The 17,096-nt window shown below is 74.0% G+C and carries 19 protein-coding genes; 16 read left to right on the top strand and 3 right to left on the bottom strand.

Annotated elements, in window-relative coordinates:
* Positions 1–7: 7 nt before the first annotated feature.
* From ACGFNF_RS09650 to ACGFNF_RS09630, 5 genes are all read left to right on the top strand, one after another.
* Positions 8–910, top strand: coding sequence for a sulfotransferase domain-containing protein (locus tag ACGFNF_RS09650; protein ID WP_358120811.1), 903 nt, complete (start codon positions 8–10; stop codon positions 908–910).
* Positions 907–2,166 (top strand): hypothetical protein, encoded by a 1,260-nt coding sequence (locus ACGFNF_RS09645; protein WP_393166927.1) that lies wholly within the window; start codon positions 907–909, stop codon positions 2,164–2,166. Before ACGFNF_RS09650 ends, ACGFNF_RS09645 begins: the two co-directional genes overlap by 4 nt.
* 226 nt (positions 2,167–2,392) lie before the next feature.
* Positions 2,393–2,875, top strand: a complete 483-nt coding sequence (locus ACGFNF_RS09640) for a UDP-N-acetylglucosamine--LPS N-acetylglucosamine transferase (protein ID WP_357579322.1) — start codon at positions 2,393–2,395, stop codon at positions 2,873–2,875.
* Between the two features lie 74 nt (positions 2,876–2,949).
* Complete coding sequence (locus ACGFNF_RS09635) at positions 2,950–3,564, top strand: glycosyltransferase (RefSeq protein ID WP_357579347.1); 615 nt, start codon at positions 2,950–2,952, stop codon at positions 3,562–3,564.
* The gene (locus ACGFNF_RS09630) at positions 3,561–4,481 is read left to right on the top strand and encodes a glycosyltransferase family 2 protein (RefSeq protein WP_151457204.1); all 921 of its coding nucleotides are present in this window, start codon (positions 3,561–3,563) and stop codon (positions 4,479–4,481) included. Before ACGFNF_RS09635 ends, ACGFNF_RS09630 begins: the two co-directional genes overlap by 4 nt.
* 8 nt (positions 4,482–4,489) lie before the next feature.
* Here ACGFNF_RS09630 and ACGFNF_RS09625 read toward each other — a convergent pair whose 3' ends face one another.
* The gene (locus ACGFNF_RS09625) at positions 4,490–5,146 is read right to left on the bottom strand and encodes a TetR/AcrR family transcriptional regulator (protein WP_393166925.1); all 657 of its coding nucleotides are present in this window, start codon (positions 5,144–5,146) and stop codon (positions 4,490–4,492) included.
* A gap of 117 nt (positions 5,147–5,263) precedes the next feature.
* On the opposite strand from ACGFNF_RS09625, the gene ACGFNF_RS09620 reads away from it, so the two are divergent.
* From ACGFNF_RS09620 to ACGFNF_RS09610, 3 genes are all read left to right on the top strand, one after another.
* On the top strand, positions 5,264–6,289 hold the full coding sequence (locus tag ACGFNF_RS09620) for a hypothetical protein (protein ID WP_393166922.1): 1,026 nt from the start codon (positions 5,264–5,266) through the stop codon (positions 6,287–6,289).
* A 139-nt stretch (positions 6,290–6,428) separates the two neighbouring features.
* A complete protein-coding gene (gene aroC, locus ACGFNF_RS09615; RefSeq protein WP_311414440.1) occupies positions 6,429–7,607 on the top strand; it encodes a chorismate synthase in 1,179 nt (392 codons plus the stop codon).
* A gap of 46 nt (positions 7,608–7,653) precedes the next feature.
* On the top strand, positions 7,654–8,157 hold the full coding sequence (locus ACGFNF_RS09610) for a shikimate kinase (RefSeq protein ID WP_311414441.1): 504 nt from the start codon (positions 7,654–7,656) through the stop codon (positions 8,155–8,157).
* A gap of 40 nt (positions 8,158–8,197) precedes the next feature.
* On the opposite strand, the gene ACGFNF_RS09605 is transcribed toward ACGFNF_RS09610, so the two are convergent.
* A complete protein-coding gene (locus tag ACGFNF_RS09605) occupies positions 8,198–8,926 on the bottom strand; it encodes an alpha/beta fold hydrolase (RefSeq protein WP_393166919.1) in 729 nt (242 codons plus the stop codon).
* An 80-nt stretch (positions 8,927–9,006) separates the two neighbouring features.
* On the opposite strand from ACGFNF_RS09605, the gene ACGFNF_RS09600 reads away from it, so the two are divergent.
* The 5 genes from ACGFNF_RS09600 (at position 9,007) to nusB (ending at position 13,367) form a co-directional block, all read left to right on the top strand.
* On the top strand, positions 9,007–9,972 hold the full coding sequence (locus ACGFNF_RS09600) for a helix-turn-helix transcriptional regulator (protein WP_393166917.1): 966 nt from the start codon (positions 9,007–9,009) through the stop codon (positions 9,970–9,972).
* Positions 9,973–10,078: 106 nt separating this feature from the next.
* Positions 10,079–11,155, top strand: a complete 1,077-nt coding sequence (gene aroB, locus ACGFNF_RS09595; protein WP_151457200.1) for a 3-dehydroquinate synthase — start codon at positions 10,079–10,081, stop codon at positions 11,153–11,155.
* Positions 11,152–11,583, top strand: coding sequence for a type II 3-dehydroquinate dehydratase (gene aroQ / locus ACGFNF_RS09590; protein WP_132240162.1), 432 nt, complete (start codon positions 11,152–11,154; stop codon positions 11,581–11,583). Before aroB ends, aroQ begins: the two co-directional genes overlap by 4 nt.
* A gap of 792 nt (positions 11,584–12,375) precedes the next feature.
* Positions 12,376–12,933: an elongation factor P gene (gene efp, locus ACGFNF_RS09585; protein ID WP_132240163.1), complete on the top strand. Its 558-nt coding sequence runs from the start codon at positions 12,376–12,378 to the stop codon at positions 12,931–12,933.
* Positions 12,934–12,956: 23 nt separating this feature from the next.
* Positions 12,957–13,367, top strand: a complete 411-nt coding sequence (nusB, locus tag ACGFNF_RS09580; RefSeq protein WP_172896683.1) for a transcription antitermination factor NusB — start codon at positions 12,957–12,959, stop codon at positions 13,365–13,367.
* A 120-nt stretch (positions 13,368–13,487) separates the two neighbouring features.
* Here the strand turns inward: nusB and ACGFNF_RS09575 are convergent, their stop codons facing one another.
* Positions 13,488–13,976 carry a transcriptional regulator gene (locus tag ACGFNF_RS09575; RefSeq protein ID WP_013285505.1) on the bottom strand — a complete coding sequence of 163 codons (489 nt, stop codon included), beginning with the start codon at positions 13,974–13,976 and terminating at the stop codon, positions 13,488–13,490.
* A gap of 283 nt (positions 13,977–14,259) precedes the next feature.
* Between ACGFNF_RS09575 and pyrR the strand changes: the two genes are divergently transcribed.
* From pyrR to ACGFNF_RS09560, 3 genes are read left to right on the top strand one after another with little or no spacing between them, the layout of a single operon-like run.
* Positions 14,260–14,844 (top strand): bifunctional pyr operon transcriptional regulator/uracil phosphoribosyltransferase PyrR, encoded by a 585-nt coding sequence (gene pyrR / locus ACGFNF_RS09570; protein WP_393166913.1) that lies wholly within the window; start codon positions 14,260–14,262, stop codon positions 14,842–14,844.
* Complete coding sequence (locus tag ACGFNF_RS09565) at positions 14,841–15,767, top strand: aspartate carbamoyltransferase catalytic subunit (protein WP_121395245.1); 927 nt, start codon at positions 14,841–14,843, stop codon at positions 15,765–15,767. Before pyrR ends, ACGFNF_RS09565 begins: the two co-directional genes overlap by 4 nt.
* Positions 15,764–17,041 (top strand): dihydroorotase, encoded by a 1,278-nt coding sequence (locus ACGFNF_RS09560; RefSeq protein ID WP_357579328.1) that lies wholly within the window; start codon positions 15,764–15,766, stop codon positions 17,039–17,041. Before ACGFNF_RS09565 ends, ACGFNF_RS09560 begins: the two co-directional genes overlap by 4 nt.
* Positions 17,042–17,096 lie beyond the last annotated feature (55 nt).

Here is a 17,096-nt window from a genome sequence, read left to right as displayed (position 1 = left end):
GTTCGTCGTGCCGTCCATCCGAGACCGGGTGAAGCAGCTCGTACCGACCCAGGTGACGGAGCGGGTGCGGGAGTCGCTCGTCGACTACGGGGTACGGACCAGCGACCGGCGACCACTGCCGGACTTCCTCATCATCGGCACCAAGCGGGGCGGCACCACCTCGCTGTGGAACTACCTGATCCAGCACCCGCTGGTGCCCCGGCTCTTCCCGGCCTGGAACACCAAGTCCTCGCACTACTTCGAGGAGCACTGGCGTCGGGGCGAGGCCTGGTACCGCTCGCACTTTCCCACCCAGCGCCACCGGGAGGCGCTGGAGAAGCGGCACGGCGGGCCGGTACGCGTCGGCGAGGCGGCGCCGCTGTACATGTTCCACCCCCTCGCGGCGCAGCGGGTCGCGGCGCTGATGCCGTCGGTGCGGCTGATCGTGCTGCTGCGCGACCCGGTGGAGCGGGCGTACTCGCACTGGAAGGAGCGGCGCACGCACGGCATCGAGCCGCTCGACTTCGCCGCCGCGCTCGCCGCCGAGCAGGAGCGCACGGCGGGGGAGCGGGAGCGGCTGATCGCCGAGCCGGAGTACTTCAGCGAGCCGTACGACTGGTACACCTACCGGGCCCGGGGCCGCTACCTGGAGCACCTGGAGCCGTGGCTGGAGCGCTTCGACCGGGAGCAGATCCTCTTTCTGCCCAGCGAGGACCTCTACCGCGACGCCCGGTCCACCTACCGCCGGACGCTGGACTTCCTCGGCCTGCCCCCGCACGACCTGCCCGACTTCAAGGTCTACAACGACCGCCGTTCGTCGCCGCTGGAGCCGGCGGTGCGCGCCGAGCTGACCGAGTACTACCGCCCGTACAACGACGCGTTGCGGCAGCGGTTGGGGCTGGAGCTCGACTGGCCGGACCAGGCCCCGTGACGGCGCGGGCCACCGCCGCCGACCCCCGCACGCGCACCGACGGGCTGGGCTGGGTCACCCGGGCGGTGTTCGGCGACGAGCGGATCGCCCTGACCGTGGGCGCCCCGCCGCCGCCCGGGCACCGCGCCGTCGCCCGGTACGCCGTCGTCCCGTCGCTCGCCCGGGCCCGCTTCCTGCTGCCGCTCGGCGCGCCCCGGGCCACGGCCGCCTCGCTGCTGGCGTACAACGCGCTGCGCCCGCCGAAGGTGCGGGCCGTGCGGGCCGGGCTCGGCACGCTGGCGCGGGTCGGCGCGGTCGACCTGGCCCCGTTCCCCCGGCTGACGGTGTCGCTGCCCGAGGGCGTCGCGGCCGACGAGGCGCTGCTGGCCGGGCGGCTGGGCGCCGCGCTCGGGAGACCGGCGGTGTACGCGGCCTGCGGGGTCCGCCCGCCGGACCCGAACCACAAGCCCACCCTGCAACTGTTCGCCCCGGACGGCCGGGCCCTCGGCTACGCGAAGATCGGCTGGAACGGGGCCACCCGGGCGCTGGTGACCGCCGAGGCGGCGGCCCTGCGGGAGTTGCCGGCGGTGACCGGCGTGCCCGACCACCCGGCGGCGCCCCGGCTGCTGGCCGAGACGACGGCCGCCGGGCAGGTCGTCGCGCTGGTCGAGCCGCTGCCACCGGCCGTGCGGGGCGTGTCGGCCGGCGAGGCGCCGCGGATCGCGGCCCTGCTGGCCGTGGCCCGCCGGGGCCGCCCGCCGGCGCCACCGCGCCCCCTGGCCGGGTCGGCGTTCCTGGCCCGGCGTGCCGCCGACGCCGGGCGCGCCGCCGCCGGCACGCCGGACGGGGCCCGGGCGGTCGCCGCCGTCGCCGCCCTGACCGACAGGCACGGCGGCACGACCGTCGAGTTCGGGCACTGGCACGGCGACTGGGTGCCCTGGAACCTCGGCGTGCACGCCGGCCGCCTCGTCGCCTGGGACTGGGAGCACAGCGGGCCGGACGTGCCGCTCGGCTTCGACCTGGCGCACGACGCGTTCCAGCGGGCCCTGGTGCTGCGGGGCGAGCCGGCCGCGGCGGCGGCGCGGGCCGTCGACGCCCACCTCGACCGGTACGGCACCGACCTCGGGCTCGGGCCGGCGGCCCGGCGGCTGGTGGCCGACGCCTACCTGCTGGAGATGTGGCTGCGCACCTGGCGCCTCGCCGACGCGGGCGCCGGCTGGAACGCGGCGCTGCATCCCGCCCTGCTGGACGTCATCGAGAAACGACATAGCGGCTGATCCACCGAAATCGCCGGGACCTGAGGGGCACCGTCGACTCCGGATAGTGACGAAGAAACTCCAGGTCGTGACGATCGTCGATACCGATGGTCGCCGCGGCGCACCCGATCCGTCACCCGCGGAGATCGATCTGTCGCCCGGTCGCCCTATTTCACCAGCCGGGGGACGTGTGATCTGCTGTCGCGTGGCGACCACCGAACATCCAAGCGAACTTGTGGGGAGTCGCGTGGAAACGACGACCGAGGATGCCGGCGAGCCCGGATTCCTGCTCCTGGTGGGCTCCAGCGGCGGCCATCTGGCCCAACTGCTCGCCCTGCGCCCGTGGTACGAACGCTGGCGGCGGTGCTGGGTCACCTTCGACACACCCGAGGCGCTCTCGCTGCTGGCTGGCGAGGAACTCGTCCCGGCGCACCACCCGACCACCCGCAACGTGCCGAACCTGCTGCGCAACGCCGTACTCGCCTGGCGGGTGCTGCGGTCGCGCCGGGTCGCCGCGGTGGTGACCACCGGCGCCGGCGTGGCCGTCCCGTTCGTGGTGCTGGCCCGGCTCCGGGGCGTGCCGACCGTCTACATCGAGGTGTACGACCGCATCGACACCCCGACCCTGACCGCCCGGCTCTGCCGGCCCTTCCTCTCCGCGATGCTCGTGCAGTGGGACGAGCAGCGCCGGCAGTACCCGGAGGCCACCGTCGTGGGGACCCTGCTGTGAGCGCCGAGAGCACCGGAACCACCCCCGCGCACCGCGTCGCCCCCGGCCGTCCCCGGCCTGCGCCCGCCACCCGGCTGCCCCGGCCGCGCGACTCCGGCGGCCTCGCGCAGGCCCGGCTGCTGGTCGCCGTCGGCACCGACAAACACCCGTTCGACCGCCTGGTCGGCTGGCTGGAGGAGTGGCATCCCGCCGTCGCCGAGGGCGTCGGGCTGACCGTCCAGCACGGACACACCCGGGCCCCCGGGGTGCCCGGGGCGATGCCCTTCCTCGGTCACGACGAGCTGCAGACGGCGATGGCCGAGGCCGACCTCGTGGTCTGCCACGGCGGCCCGGCCACCATCCTGGAGGCCCGCCGGCACGGGCACCTGCCGATCGTCGTCCCACGGGACCCGACCCGGGGCGAACACGTCGACGACCACCAGCAGTTGTTCGCCCGTCGCCTGGGCGCGGCCGGCATGGTGGCGCTGGCCGAGACCCGGGAGGCGCTGTTCGAGGCGCTCACCGCCGGCCTCGCCGACCCGTCGCGGTTCGCCGTCGCGGCCGACCCGGACGCGTCCCGGGCGCGCCGCGCGGCGGTCGAGCAGGTGGGACGGATCGTGGAGGACCTGGTGGCCGCGTCGACCGGACGACGGCAGCGGACGAGGTGGCGGCCGTGGGCACGGCCGGCCCGGAACGGAGAGCGGCGATGACCGAACACCCGAGCGTGAGCGCGGTGGTGCCCACCCGGGACCGCCCGGAACTGCTCCGGGCCGCCGTACGCGCCATCCTCGACCAGGACCACCCCGGGCCGATCGAGGTGGTGGTGGTCTACGACCAGTCCGAGCCGGACGCCTCGCTGGCCGAGCTGTCCCGCCCGGACCGGCTGGTCCGGGTCATCCGCAACGAGCGCGCCCCCGGCCTGGCCGGCGCCCGCAACTCGGGCGTCCTGGCCGCCACCGGCGAGCTCGTCGCGTTCTGCGACGACGACGACGAGTGGCTGCCAGGCAAGCTGCGGGCCCAGGTCGAGGCGCTCGCCGCCCACCCCGACGCGGAGTTCGTCAGCTGCGGCATCCGGGTCAGCTACGACGGGCACACCGTCGACCGGGCGCTGCCGAAGGACTCGGTCACCCTGGCCGACCTGCTGCGGGACCGGATGACGGAGCTGCACCCGTCGACCTTCCTGATCCGCGCCGCCGCGCTGCGCGACGGGTTCGGGCTGGTCGACGAGGAGATCCCGGGCAGCTACGCGGAGGACTACGAGTTCCTGCTCCGGGCCGCCCGCAGCGCGCCGCTGGTCAACCTGCGCACGCCGTACGTGCTGGTGCGCTGGCACAAGCGGTCCTACTTCGCGCAGCGCTGGGACACCATCTCCGAGGCGTTGCAGTGGCTGCTGGAGCGCTACCCCGAGTTCGGCACGCAGCCGGCCGGTGAGGCGCGGGTCACCGGGCAGATCGCCTTCGCCCGCGCCGCGTCCGGCGACCGGCGGGGCGCGATGCGCTGGGCCCGGCACACCATCCGGCGCAACCCGCGCGAGCCGAGGGCGTACCTGGCCCTCGCCGTGGCCGGGCGGATGGTCCGCGCCGACGCGGTGCTGCGTACCCTGCACAAACGCGGCCGGGGCATCTGAGCGCGCGGTCAGGGCACGGTGCGTCGCTCCGCGGCGTCGAACGCGGGCGCGAGCGGGGCCAGCGCCGCGCGGAGCTGGTCGGGCAGCGAGCCGGAGGGCACGACCAGTCCTCCGGCTCCGAAGCCCTCGGCGGCCCCCGCGTTCCCGGCCGGCTGGAGCCAGCCCTCCAGTGCGATCCGCACCGCCGCGGCCACGCTTGCCGCGAGAACGCGGGCCGTGTGCGCTCCGGCGTCACCCAGGCGTTCGGCGATCGCTGCCGTGAGCGGGGGCTCGATGCCGGTGGTGGTGTCGAGGAACGCGTCGCGCAGCGCGGTCCGGGTGGTGATCAACAGCAGCACGTGGCGTTCGTGCTCGCCGGTGTTCGCGTACTGCTCGACCACTGCCTCGGTGACGACGTCGGCCAGGCGCGCTCCTGCGGGCCGGGCCGTGACCGCCGCCGCGATCCGCGCCTCCCGGTCCGCGGTGACGGCGGAGACGATCGCCTGCTCCCGGCTGGCGAAGTAGTTGTTGTAGGTGCGCGGCGAGACCCCGGCCGCCTCGGCGATGTCCTCGACCCGCACCTGGTCCGGTCCGTGCTGCACGGCCAGGCGCAGGGCCGCCTCGCGTAGCGCCTCGCGGGTGGCCTGCTTCTTCCGCTCCCGCAGCCCCGGTGGTGGCGTCGTCACGGTGTCAGCGTCCCATGCAGGACTACGTACGCGCAAAGTTGCGCGTACGTAAACTTGCGTGCGCGCACTTTTGCTGTCAGTCTCGACCCGACCGGGACCGACGGAGAGGACGCCGCCATGCGCGCAAGAGGAATGACCTACGACACCGGATTCGTCGTGCACGGCCAGACGTCCCGCGAACACTTCGATCCTGCGGTGGTCCGGCGCGAGCTCGCCATCATCCGCGACGACCTGCACTGCAACGCGGTCCAGATCATCGGCGGCGACCCGGATCGACTGGAGCTGGCCGCCGGCGCCGCCGCCGAACTCGGCCTGGAGGTCTGGTTCTCGCCCTATCCGCTGGAGCTGGATCCGGAGCAGATCCTCACGCTCTTCCGCGACTGCGCCGAGCGGGCGGAACGGCTCCGGCAGCAGGGGGCCGCGGTCGTGTTCGTCGCAGGGGTCGAGCTGAGCGTGATGAACCGTGGGTTCCTGCCCGGCGAGAGCCCCGAGGATCGGGTCGCGCGGCTGATGAGCCGACCCGAACGGCGGGCCGAAGCCATCCGCGAACTCGGGGTGCACATCAACGCGTTCCTCCGCGACGCGGCGGCCACGGTCCGCGAGCGCTTCCAGGGCAGGCTCACCTATGCGTCCATCCAGTTCGAGCAGGTCGACTGGACCCCCTTCGACATCGTGGCGTTCGAGCTGATCCGCTCCGCCGAGGTCGCCGACCGGTTCCGGGACGCGGTGCGCACCCTGGCCCAGGGCCCGAAGCCGCTCGCCATCACCGGGTTCGGCACCGCGGCCTACCGCGGCGCGGGAGACCGCGGCGGGCGGGTACTGGAAGTGGTCGAGCACGACCCGGAGACCAGGGCCCCGGTACGGCTCAACGGCGTACACGAGCGGGACGAGGCCGGCCAGGCCGCATATCTGAGCGAGCTGCTGGAGATCTTCGAGACCGAGGGCGTGGACAGCGCGTTCGTGTTCCTGTTCGCCCTGCCCGGCTACCCGCACCGCCCGGACGGCGACCCCAGGGACGACCTGGACCGGGCCAGCCTGGGCATCGTCAAGCTCCTCGAAGGACGCCGTGGGCAGACCTACCCCGACATGGAATGGGAGCCCAAGGCCGCCTTCGCGGCAGTGGCACAGCGCTATCGGAGGTGACAGGCCCGGAGCCGCCGGAAGCGGCGGAGGCCGGGCGGCGGGCCAGCCCGGCGGTCGCGGCGGGCCGTGCCGCGTCCGCAGGGCGGGACGCGGCGGGCACCGCATGGCGGCGGCCACCGGGCGTGACAGACTGACCGCTGTGTTGCGCTGGTTGACTGCAGGGGAATCGCACGGTCCCGCCCTCGTCGCGATGATGGAGGGCGTGCCCGCCGGCGTCGAGGTGACCACCGGGGACATCGCCGGTGAGCTGGCCCGGCGCCGGCTCGGCTACGGCCGGGGCGCGCGGATGTCGTTCGAGCAGGACGAGGTGGAGGTCATCGGCGGGCTGCGGCACGGGGCGACCCTCGGCAGCCCCGTCGCGATCCGCGTCGGCAACTCCGAGTGGCCCAAGTGGCGCACCGTGATGGCCGCCGACCCGGTCGACGCGGAGGAACTGGCCAGCCAGGCCCGCAACGCGCCGCTCACCCGCCCCCGCCCGGGGCACGCCGACCTGGCCGGCATGCAGAAGTACGGCCACACCGACGCCCGGCCGATCCTGGAGCGGGCCAGCGCGCGGGAGACCGCCGCCCGGGTCGCCGTCGGCACGGTCGCCAAGGCACTGCTCCGGCAGGCCCTCGGCATCGAGATCGTCTCGCACGTGGTGGAGCTGGGCCCGGTCGCCGCCAAGCCGGGGCTGCGCCCCACGCCCGCCGACGCCGACCGCATCGACGCGGACCCGCTGCGCTGCCTCGACCCGGAGGCCAGCGCCCGGATGGTCGCCGAGGTCGACGCCGCGAAGAAGGCCGCCGACACCCTGGGTGGCGTGGTCGAGGTGCTGGCGTACGGGGTGCCGCCGGGCCTGGGCAGCCACGTGCAGTGGGACCGCAAGCTCGACGCCCGGCTCGCGACCGCCCTGATGTCGATCCAGGCCATCAAGGGCGTGGAGATCGGCGACGGTTGGCAGCAGGCGCGCTCCCGTGGTTCCGAGGCGCACGACGAGATCATCCCCACCGCCACCGGCGTACGTCGGGTCACCGACCGGGCCGGCGGGCTGGAGGGCGGCATCACCACCGGCGAGCCGCTGCGCGTGAAGGCCGCCATGAAGCCGATCTCGTCGCTGAACCGGGCCCTGGCGACGGTGGACGTCACCACCGGCGAGCCGGCCACCGCGATCAACCAGCGCTCGGACGTGTGCGCCGTGCCCGCCGCCGCCGTCGTCGCCGAGGCGATGGTGGCGCTGGTGCTGGCGGAGGCCGCCACCGAGAAGTTCGGCGGCGACTCGGTCGCCGAGATCCGCCGCAACCTGGCCGGCTACCTCGACGCCCTGGTGATCCGGTGAGCGCGGCTCGGCGGGCGGGGCGCGCGGCGGTTCGGCGGTGCCGCTGATGGCGCCGGTCTGCGTACTGGTGGGGGCACCCGGCTCGGGCAAGACCACCGTCGGGCTGGCGCTGGCCGAGCTGCTCGGTGTGGAGTTCCGCGACACCGACCTGGACATCGTGCGGCTGGCCGGCAAGCCGATCTCCGAGATCTTCATCGACGAGGGTGAGGACCACTTCCGTACCCTCGAACGGGCGGCCGTGGCGGCGGGGCTGGCCTCGTGCGGGGGCGTGCTCGCCCTCGGCGGCGGCGCGATCCTCGCCGAGGAGAACCGCGCGGCCCTGGTCGGGCACCCCGTGGTCCACCTCTCCGTCGAGCTGTCCGACGCGGTGAAGCGGGTCGGGCTAGGCGGGGGCCGCCCGCTGCTGGCGATAAACCCCCGGGCGACGCTGAAGTACCTGCTGGACCAGCGCCGCCCGCTCTACGCCGAGGTGGCCACCGCCACGGTCGTCACCGACGGGCGGGAACCGGCGGAGATCGCCGCCGAGATCGCCGCGCTGCTCAAGCGCTGAGCCCCGCACCGCCGCGGGCCCCGGGACCCCGGCGGCCGTGTCACTCGCGGGCGATGCCGTCGAGCACGTCGGTCAGGCCCTTCGGCTCGCTGAGCATCGGCCAGTGGCCGGTGGGCAGCGCGTACAGCCGGCCGCCGGCCAGCCCGGCGAAGAACGGGTGGCCCTGCGCGATCATGTCCTCGACCACCGCGAGCGGGAAGGTGCTCGCCACCAGGGCCGTCGGCACCGCGTGTCCACCGGTGCGGCGGACCGGGTCGGTGGCGGCGCGCAGCGGGTGGGCGGTGGCCCGCCGCCGCAGCAGCGCGAGCGCGGCGGGAGTCAGCCCGGCCAGGTTCTGCGGGTCCTGGGCCGGATCGAACGCGGGCGGCGGCAGCAGGTGCCCGTCGCCGATCTCGGCGCGCAGCCGCTCCTGCTCCTCGGGCGGGTTGCTGTCGAACTGCGACATGCCGTCGGGCATCGGCCCGCTCTCCACGTAGACCACCCGGGCGATCCGCTCGCCGAGGCGGTCCGCCGCCTGGGTCACCGGCAGCCCGCCGCCGGAGTGGCCCACCAGCACGACGTCGTGCAGCTCCTCCACCTCGATCAACCGGACGATGTCGGTGGTGTGTGTCTCCAGGCCGACCTCCGGGCCGGCGAGGTGGGCGCGCTCGGCCACCCCGGTCAGCGTCACCGGGTGGACCTCGTGGCCCTGCCCGCGCAGCGCCGCCGTCACGTCGCGCCACGCCCAACCGCCCAACCAGAACCCCGGCACCAGTACGAACGTCGCCATCGCGGCCTCCCTCTCTCGTCGTTCGCGACCACCGTACGATCGAATCCGGACGCTTTCCGCCCGCTTTTAAGGAGTGGTCCGTGTCGCATCCCGCCGCCCGGGTGCTCGGCATGCTCGAACTGCTCCAGAGCCACCACCGGCTCACCGGGGCGGAGCTGGCCCGCCGGCTGGGGGTGGACGGGCGTACGGTGCGCCGCTACGCCGCGACCCTGGCCGAGCTGGGCATCCCGGTCGCCGCCGAGCGGGGCCGCCACGGCGGCTACCGGCTGCGCCCCGGCTACAAGCTGCCGCCGCTGATGCTCACCGACGACGAGGCCGTCGCCGTGCTGCTCGGTCTGGTCGCCGCCGAGCGGCTCGGGCTGGGCACCGAAGAACCGGCGACCGCGACCGCGCTGGCCAAGATCCGCAGGGTGCTCCCGCCCACGCTCAGTGACCGCCTCGCGGCGGTGCAGGAGCACCTCGGCTTCACCCTGCGGCAATCGGCGCCGCAGCCCCGGCCGGCGACCGGGACGCTGCTCACCCTCGGCGCCGCCGCTCGGCACCGGCGCCGGGTACGGCTGGAGCACCGTTCCTCCTCCGGCACGGTGACCCGCCGGGAGCTCGACCCGTACGGGCTGGTCTTCCACTCCGGCCGCTGGTACGTCACGGGCCACGACCACCTGCGCGGGGAGGTGCGCACGTTCCGACTGGACCGGATCAGGGAGGTGCTGCCGGGGGAGGAGACCTTCGCCGTGCCCCACGGCTTCGACCCGGTCGCCCAGGTGACCCGCTCGCTGGCCCGCGTCCCGTACGCCCACGACGTCGAGGTGCTGCTGGAAGCCGACCTGGCCGCCGCCCGACGCCGCCTGCCGCCCAGCGTGGCCGAGCTGAGCACGACCGACGGAGGCGTGCTGCTGCGCGCCCGCGCGGAGAACCTGGCCGGGATGGCCCAACTGCTCGCGGGGCTGGGCTGGCCGTTCACCGTCGTACGCCCCGAGGCCCTGCGCGCCGAGGTCGCCGCGCACGCCCGGGGGCTGGCCGCGTGGGCGGCCCGGGTGCCCGGGTGATCCCGCCCCGGGGCGCGGCCCGCGCGGTCCGCCCCGGCGCGGGAACGGTGGCCACGAAGTGGACAGTTCCCCCCTCGGATCGGGCGGCTGGACTAGGCTGCCGGCGATGGACGAGGTGACCCGGATCCCGGTCGGCGGCGAGCGCCCGTACGACGTGCTGGTGGGACGCGACCTGCTCGACGCGCTGCCCGGGCTGCTGCCGGACGCGACCCGGGTGGCGGTGCTGCACGCGCACCCGCTGAAGGAACTGGCCGACGCGATCGGCGGGCGGCTGCGCGCCGCCGGCGTCGCACCGCTGCTGATCGAGGTGCCGGACGCCGAGGCGGGCAAGCGCATCGACGTGGCGGCGACCTGTTGGGACCGGCTGGGCGAGGCGGGTTTCACCCGTACCGACGCGGTGGTGGGCGTCGGTGGCGGCGCGGTCACCGACCTGGCCGGCTTCGTCGCGGCCTGCTGGCTGCGGGGGGTGCGCTGGGTTCCGGTGGCGACCTCGCTGCTGGGCATGGTCGACGCGGCGGTGGGCGGCAAGACCGGGATCAACACCGCCGCCGGCAAGAACCTGGTCGGGGCGTTCCATCCGCCGGTCGGCGTCCTCGCCGACCTGACGACGCTGGACAGCCTCCCGCAGGCCGACCTCGCCGCCGGTCTGGCCGAGGTGGTCAAGTGCGGCTTCATCGCCGACCCGGTGATCCTCGACCTGGTGGAGCGGGACCGGGCGGCGGCCACCGACCCGACCGGCCCGGTGACCCGCGAGCTGATCGAGCGGGCGATCCGGGTGAAGTCCGACGTGGTCTCGGGCGACCTGCGCGAGTCGGGCGTGCGGGAGGTGCTCAACTACGGTCACACCCTGGCCCACGCCATCGAGAAGGCGGAGGACTACCGCTGGCGGCACGGCCACGCCGTGTCGGTCGGCGTCGTCTACGCCGGTGAGTTGGCCCGACTGGCTGGGCGGCTGGACGCCCCCACCGCCGAGCGGCACCGGACGGCCATGGCGGCGCTCGGCCTGCCCACCAGCTATCCCGCCCAGGCCTGGCCCGGACTGCTCGCCACGATGCGGGTGGACAAGAAGGCCCGGGGCAACCAACTGCGTTTCGTCGTGCTGGACGGGCTGGCCCGGCCGGCGATCCTGGAGGGCCCGGACGACGAGCTGCTGGAGGCGGCCTACCGCGAGGTGGCCGCATGAAGGTCCACGTGCTGAACGGCCCGAACCTCGGCCGGCTCGGCACCCGGCAGCCGGACGTCTACGGGGCGACCAGCTACGCGGACCTGGTGGCGCTCTGCGAGTCGACCGGGCGGGAGCTCGGGCTGGACGTGACGGTCCGGCAGACCGACGCCGAGCACGAGCTGCTGGCCTGGCTGCACGCCGCCGCCGACGAGGGCGCCGCCGTGGTGCTCAATCCCGCCGCCTGGTCGCACTACTCGTACGCGGTCCGGGACGCCTGCGCCATGCTGCGCGGGCCGCTGGTCGAGGTGCACATCTCCAACATCCACGCCCGCGAGGAGTTCCGGCACCATTCCGTGGTGTCGGCGGTGGCGACCGGGGTGATCTGCGGCCTCGGCGTCGACGGCTACCGCCTGGCCCTGCACCACCTGGCCGCCCTGATCCGCTGACCCCGGTTGCCCTCCCCGCTCCCGCCTGCCCCGCCCCGCCCCGCCCCGCCCGTCCCGCCCCGCCTGCCCCGTCCCGCCCTGCCCCGTCCCGCCCGCTCTGCCCGTACCGCCCGTACCGCCCGTCCCCCGTCCCGCCGTCGCGTGCGGGAGCGGCGAGATGAGTGCCGGTGGCGCGCTCTGCGCTCCAGTCGTCGTGACGGTGAGTGATATCTCCCTTCGTTACTGCCGGTTACCGCCGCTCCGGCTCGTGCTCCATGCCCCTCCGACGCTTTGCTCTGCATCCGAATTCGCACCACCGGTCTGAGCTGGGATTTCTTGTCGACGGCGAATCGTGGCCGGAGGCGACAAAGTGACCACGCGTAACTGGCGCCTCCGTGGGTGCAGAGCAAAGGGAGGGTGGAGGGGTTCTGCCGGGGAGCGTGGCGGCTTACGGAGTGTGAGTGCTGGCGTGCGTTGTCGCTGGCGACCCCGCAAGGTGGCTGGGCCGGCGGCTCGGCCGGCGGGGCAGCGGTGGCTGGGCCGGCGCGGTGACGCTGCTGGGTCGGCTGCGGGGCGGCGTGGCGGGGCCGGCCGCGGGGGCGACAGCGGCTCGGCCGGTCGGCGGGCAACCAATGGCGGGACCGGCGGGGCAACTGCGGCAGCGGCGGCGGCGAATGGTGGGGCGCGGCGGAAGGCGTCGCGAGCGGGCGGGGGGAGAGTGGCGGAAGGGCGGCGGGAAGCGGCGGACAGCGGCGTTCGGCGCAACTAGTAGACTTGCCAGGTCTGTCCGCCAATTGATGATCAAGGCAGGAAATGGCCACCACCAACGACCTGAAGAACGGCCTGGTACTCAACCTCGACGGAGAGCTCTGGGCCGTCGTCGAGTTCCAGCACGTCAAGCCCGGTAAGGGTGGTGCGTTCGTGCGTACCACGCTGAAGAACGTGCTGTCCGGCAAGGTGGTCGACAAGACCTTCAACGCGGGCACCAAGGTCGAGACTGCGACCGTGGACAAGCGCACCATGCAGTACCTCTACGCCGACGGCGAGGACTACGTCTTCATGGACCTGGAGACGTTCGACCAGATCAACGTGCCGGGTGCCACCGTCGGCGACGCGGCGAACTACCTGCTGCCCGAGGCTGAGGCGACCGTGGCCACCCACGAGGGTGTCCCGCTCTACATCGAGCTGCCGACCAGCGTCGTGCTGGAGGTCACCTACACCGAGCCGGGCCTGCAGGGCGACCGGTCGACCGGCGGCAACAAGCCGGCGACCGTCGAGACCGACGCGACGGTCCAGGTGCCGCTCTTCATCACCACCGGCGAGAAGATCAAGGTCGACACCCGCGACGGCCGTTACCTCGGCCGCGCCTGATGGCCGAGGGCCCCAAGCAGCAGATGCCTGCGCGCCGCAAGGCGCGTAAGCGGGCGCTGGACGTGCTCTTCGAGGCCGACCTGCGGGACCGCCCGCCGGTCGAGGTGCTCGCCGGCTACATCGAGCGGATCGAGAAGCCCCGACCCGAGCACCTGGGATACGCGGTGAGCCTCGTCGAGGGCGTCGCCGCTCACCTCGACCGGATCGACGAGGTGATCGCCAGCTACGCCGAGGGGTGGACGCTGGACCGGATGCCGGCGGTCGACCGCAACCTCGCCCGGATCGCGGTCTACGAGCTGCTCTACGTCGACGAGATCGACGACGCGGTGGCCATCAGCGAGGCCGTCGAGCTGGCCCGGCAGATGTCGACCGACGACTCGCCGCGCTTCCTCAACGGCATCCTCGGCCGCATCGCCGAGTACGCCACCCGCTGACGCGGCGCACGTCACACCCGGACGTGCGTCACAGCCGGTGTGCTCAACAGGCGGGACGCGACACGAACGACGACGAGAGGGGCCCGTGCCGGACGGCACGGGCCCCTCTCGCGTTCCTGGTCAGCTGGCGAAGAACGCCCGCGGGTCGGCGACCAGCACGCCGTGCTCGGTGAGCCGCTCGATCAGGCCGGACGGCGAGGCGTCGTACACGATCGCGAGCGCGCGCAGGTCGTCGGCGCGGATGGAGAGCACGCGGCCGTTGTAGTCACCGCGCTGCTGCTGGATGGCACGCGCGTACCGGGCGACGTAGGCGAGGTCCTCGGATGCCTCGTCGTAGAGCCGCTCCAGGTCGAGGACGATCTTGCTGGTGGGCTCGTGGCGAACCCCGCTGCCGTCGGGCAGCAGCTCCGAGACGGGAACGCGGTAGAAGTCGGCAAGCTCGGCCAGGCGCGACACCGTGACGGCGCGGTCGCCGCGCTCGTAGGAGCCGACCACCACCGCCTTCCACCGCCCGTTCGACTTCTCCTCCACGCCCTGCAGGGACAGGCCCTGCTGCTGACGGATGGAGCGCAGGCGGGCGCCCAGAGACTTGGCGTATTCAGAGGGCATTAAACACTCCCAGTGCTGCTCGGGGTTCTCCCAGGGTCGCTACGGAGCGTGACGGTACGGGGATTGGTACAACTGGTCAAGTGGTCGTGACCTTACCGTTGGGATCACCGGGGGAGTTGTCCGCATTTCGCCGGGCTGACCAGGGGGTCAGTGGCCGGCGGCGGTCGGTGCGGTGACCACTGGTAACGTGGCGGGAAGCCCCGGTCCGGGCCGCTCGCGTCCCGGTACCGGCATCCGACGTCCTTTAACGACCCGTCCCGTGAGGCGGGGAAGGAGGTCCGCCGTGGCCTACCCACCTGCTGCCCAGTCGTCGCCGCCGCGACAACCCTCGGTGAAGGTGATCCTCGCCAGCGCCGACGTTCAGCGCGTGATCGACCGCATCGCCCACCAGATCCTGGAGAAGACCCAGGGCGCCGCGGACACCGTGCTGCTGGGCATCCCCACCCGGGGCGCCCCGCTCGCGAAGCGGCTCGCCGCCCGGATCAGCACCTTCGAGGACGTGACCGTCCCGGTCGGCGTGCTCGACATCACCCTCTACCGCGACGACCTGCGCCGGCACGCCACCCGCGCGGTCGGGCCGACCCAGGTGCCGCCCGGCGGCATCGACGGCAAGCGGGTCGTCCTCGTCGACGACGTGCTCTTCTCCGGCCGCACGGTGCGGGCCGCGCTCGACGCGCTCAACGACGTCGGGCGGCCGGCGTCCGTCCAGCTCGCCGTCCTGGTCGACCGCGGCCACCGCGAGCTGCCGATCCGCGCCGACTACGTCGGCAAGAACATCCCGACGTCCCTGGCGGAGAGCGTGAAGGTCACCCTCGCGGAGACCGACGGCACCGACGAGGTCAGGCTGTACGGGGGGACCCCCTCATGATCAGGCACCTGCTCTCCGGCGCCGACCTGGACGCCGCCACCGCCACCGAGATCCTGGACACGGCCGCCGAGATGGCCACGGTCGCCGGCCGGGAGGTCAAGAAGCTCCCCGCGCTGCGCGGGCGCACCGTGGTGAACCTCTTCTACGAGGACTCCACCCGCACCCGGATCTCCTTCGAGGCGGCGGCGAAGCGGCTCAGCGCCGACGTGATCAACTTCTCGGCCAAGGGCTCCAGCGTCACCAAGGGCGAGAGCCTGAAGGACACCGCGCTGACCCTCCAGGCGATGGGGGCCGACGCCGTGGTCGTCCGGCATCCCGCCTCCGGTGCCCCGCACCGGCTCGCCGACTGGGTCGACGGCTCGGTGGTCAACGCCGGCGACGGCACCCACGAGCACCCGACCCAGGCGCTGCTCGACGCGTACACGATGCGCTCCCGGCTGGGGCGGCTGGCCGGCCTGTCGGTCGCGGTGGTCGGGGACGTCCTGCACAGCCGGGTGGCCCGCTCGAACGTCCTGCTGCTGTCCACGCTCGGCGCCAAGGTGACCCTGGTCGGGCCGCCGACGCTGATCCCCGTCCACATCGCGCAGGCGCTCGCGCCCGGCACCGACGTCTCCTACGACCTCGACGCGGTGCTGCCGCAGTCGGACGTGGTGATGATGCTGCGGGTGCAGCGCGAGCGGATGAACGCCTCCTACTTCCCGTCCGCCCGCGAGTACGCCCGCCGCTACGGCCTGGACGGCCCGCGGATGCGCCGGCTGCCCGAGCACGCGATCGTCATGCACCCCGGACCGATGAACCGGGGGATGGAGATCACGCCCGAGGTGGCCGACTCGCCCCGCTCCACCATCGTCGAACAGGTCGCCAACGGGGTCTCCGTGCGGATGGCCGTCCTCTATCTGCTGCTCGGGGGGAACAACCGGTGAGCTCGTACCTGATCTCCAACGTCCGCGTCGTCGGCGCCGCGCCGACCGACGTGCTCATCCGCGACGGCGTCGTCGCGGCCGTCGGCGCCGGGCTGGACGCACCGGAGGCGACCGTCGTCGACGGCACCGGGCTGGTCGCCCTGCCCGGCCTGGTCGACCTGCACACCCACCTGCGCGAGCCCGGCCGGGAGGACGCCGAGACCGTCGAGTCCGGGTCCCGGGCGGCGGCGCTCGGCGGCTACACCGCGGTCTGCGCGATGGCCAACACCTCGCCGGTGGCCGACACCGCCGGCGTGGTCGAGCAGGTCTGGCGCCTGGGCCGGGAGGCCGGGCTGGTGGACGTGCAGCCGATCGGCGCGGTCACCGTCGGCCTGGCCGGCGAGCACCTCGCCGAGCTGGGCGCGATGGCCGACTCGGCGGCCCGGGTACGGATCTTCTCCGACGACGGGCACTGCGTCGCCGACCCGAGGCTGATGCGCCGGGCGCTTGAGTACGTGAAGGCGTTCGACGGGATCATCGCCCAGCACGCCGAGGAGCCCAGGCTCACCGAGGGCGCGCAGATGCACGAGGGCGAGGTCTCGACCCGCCTCGGCCTGACCGGCTGGCCGGCGGTCGCCGAGGAGGCGATCATCGCCCGGGACGTGCTGCTCGCCGAGCACGTCGGCAGCCGCCTGCACGTGTGCCACGTCTCCACCGCCGGCAGCGTGGAGGTGCTGCGCCAGGCAAAGGCCCGGGGCGTCCGGGTCACCGCCGAGGTCACCCCGCACCACCTGCTGCTCACCGACTCCCGGGCCGAGACGTACGACCCGGTCTACAAGGTCAACCCGCCGCTGCGCACCGCGGCCGACGTCGCCGCGCTGCGCGCGGCCCTGGTCGAGGGCGTGATCGACATCGTCGCCACCGACCACGCCCCGCACGCGGTGGAGGACAAGGAGTGTGAGTGGGCGTACGCCCGGCCGGGCATGCTCGGGCTGGAGACGGCGCTGTCGATCGCCCTCGACGTGCTCGGCCCGCAGTGGGACCTGATCGCCGAGCGGATGTCGCGCACCCCGGCCCGGATCGCCGGGCTGGAGGGGCACGGCCTCGACCCGGCGCCCGGCGTGCCGGCGAACCTGACCCTGGTCGACCCGGCCGCCCGCCGCACCATCGAGCCGGCGGAGCTGGCCAGCCGTAGCCGCAACACCCCGTACGCCCGCATGACGCTGCCGGGTCGCATCGTGGCGACCTTCCTGCGCGGCGAGCCGACGGTCCTGGACGGAAAGGCTGTTAAGTGATCCGAGCGAGGAGTGCAGCGGAGCGGAGCCCCGCAGTCCGGATCGAAGGAGACGC

The organism is Micromonospora sp. NPDC048868 (genome assembly GCF_043198195.1).
Lineage (GTDB): Bacteria > Actinomycetota > Actinomycetes > Mycobacteriales > Micromonosporaceae > Micromonospora > Micromonospora reichwaldensis.
This window is presented reverse-complemented; position numbering and strand designations above follow the sequence as displayed.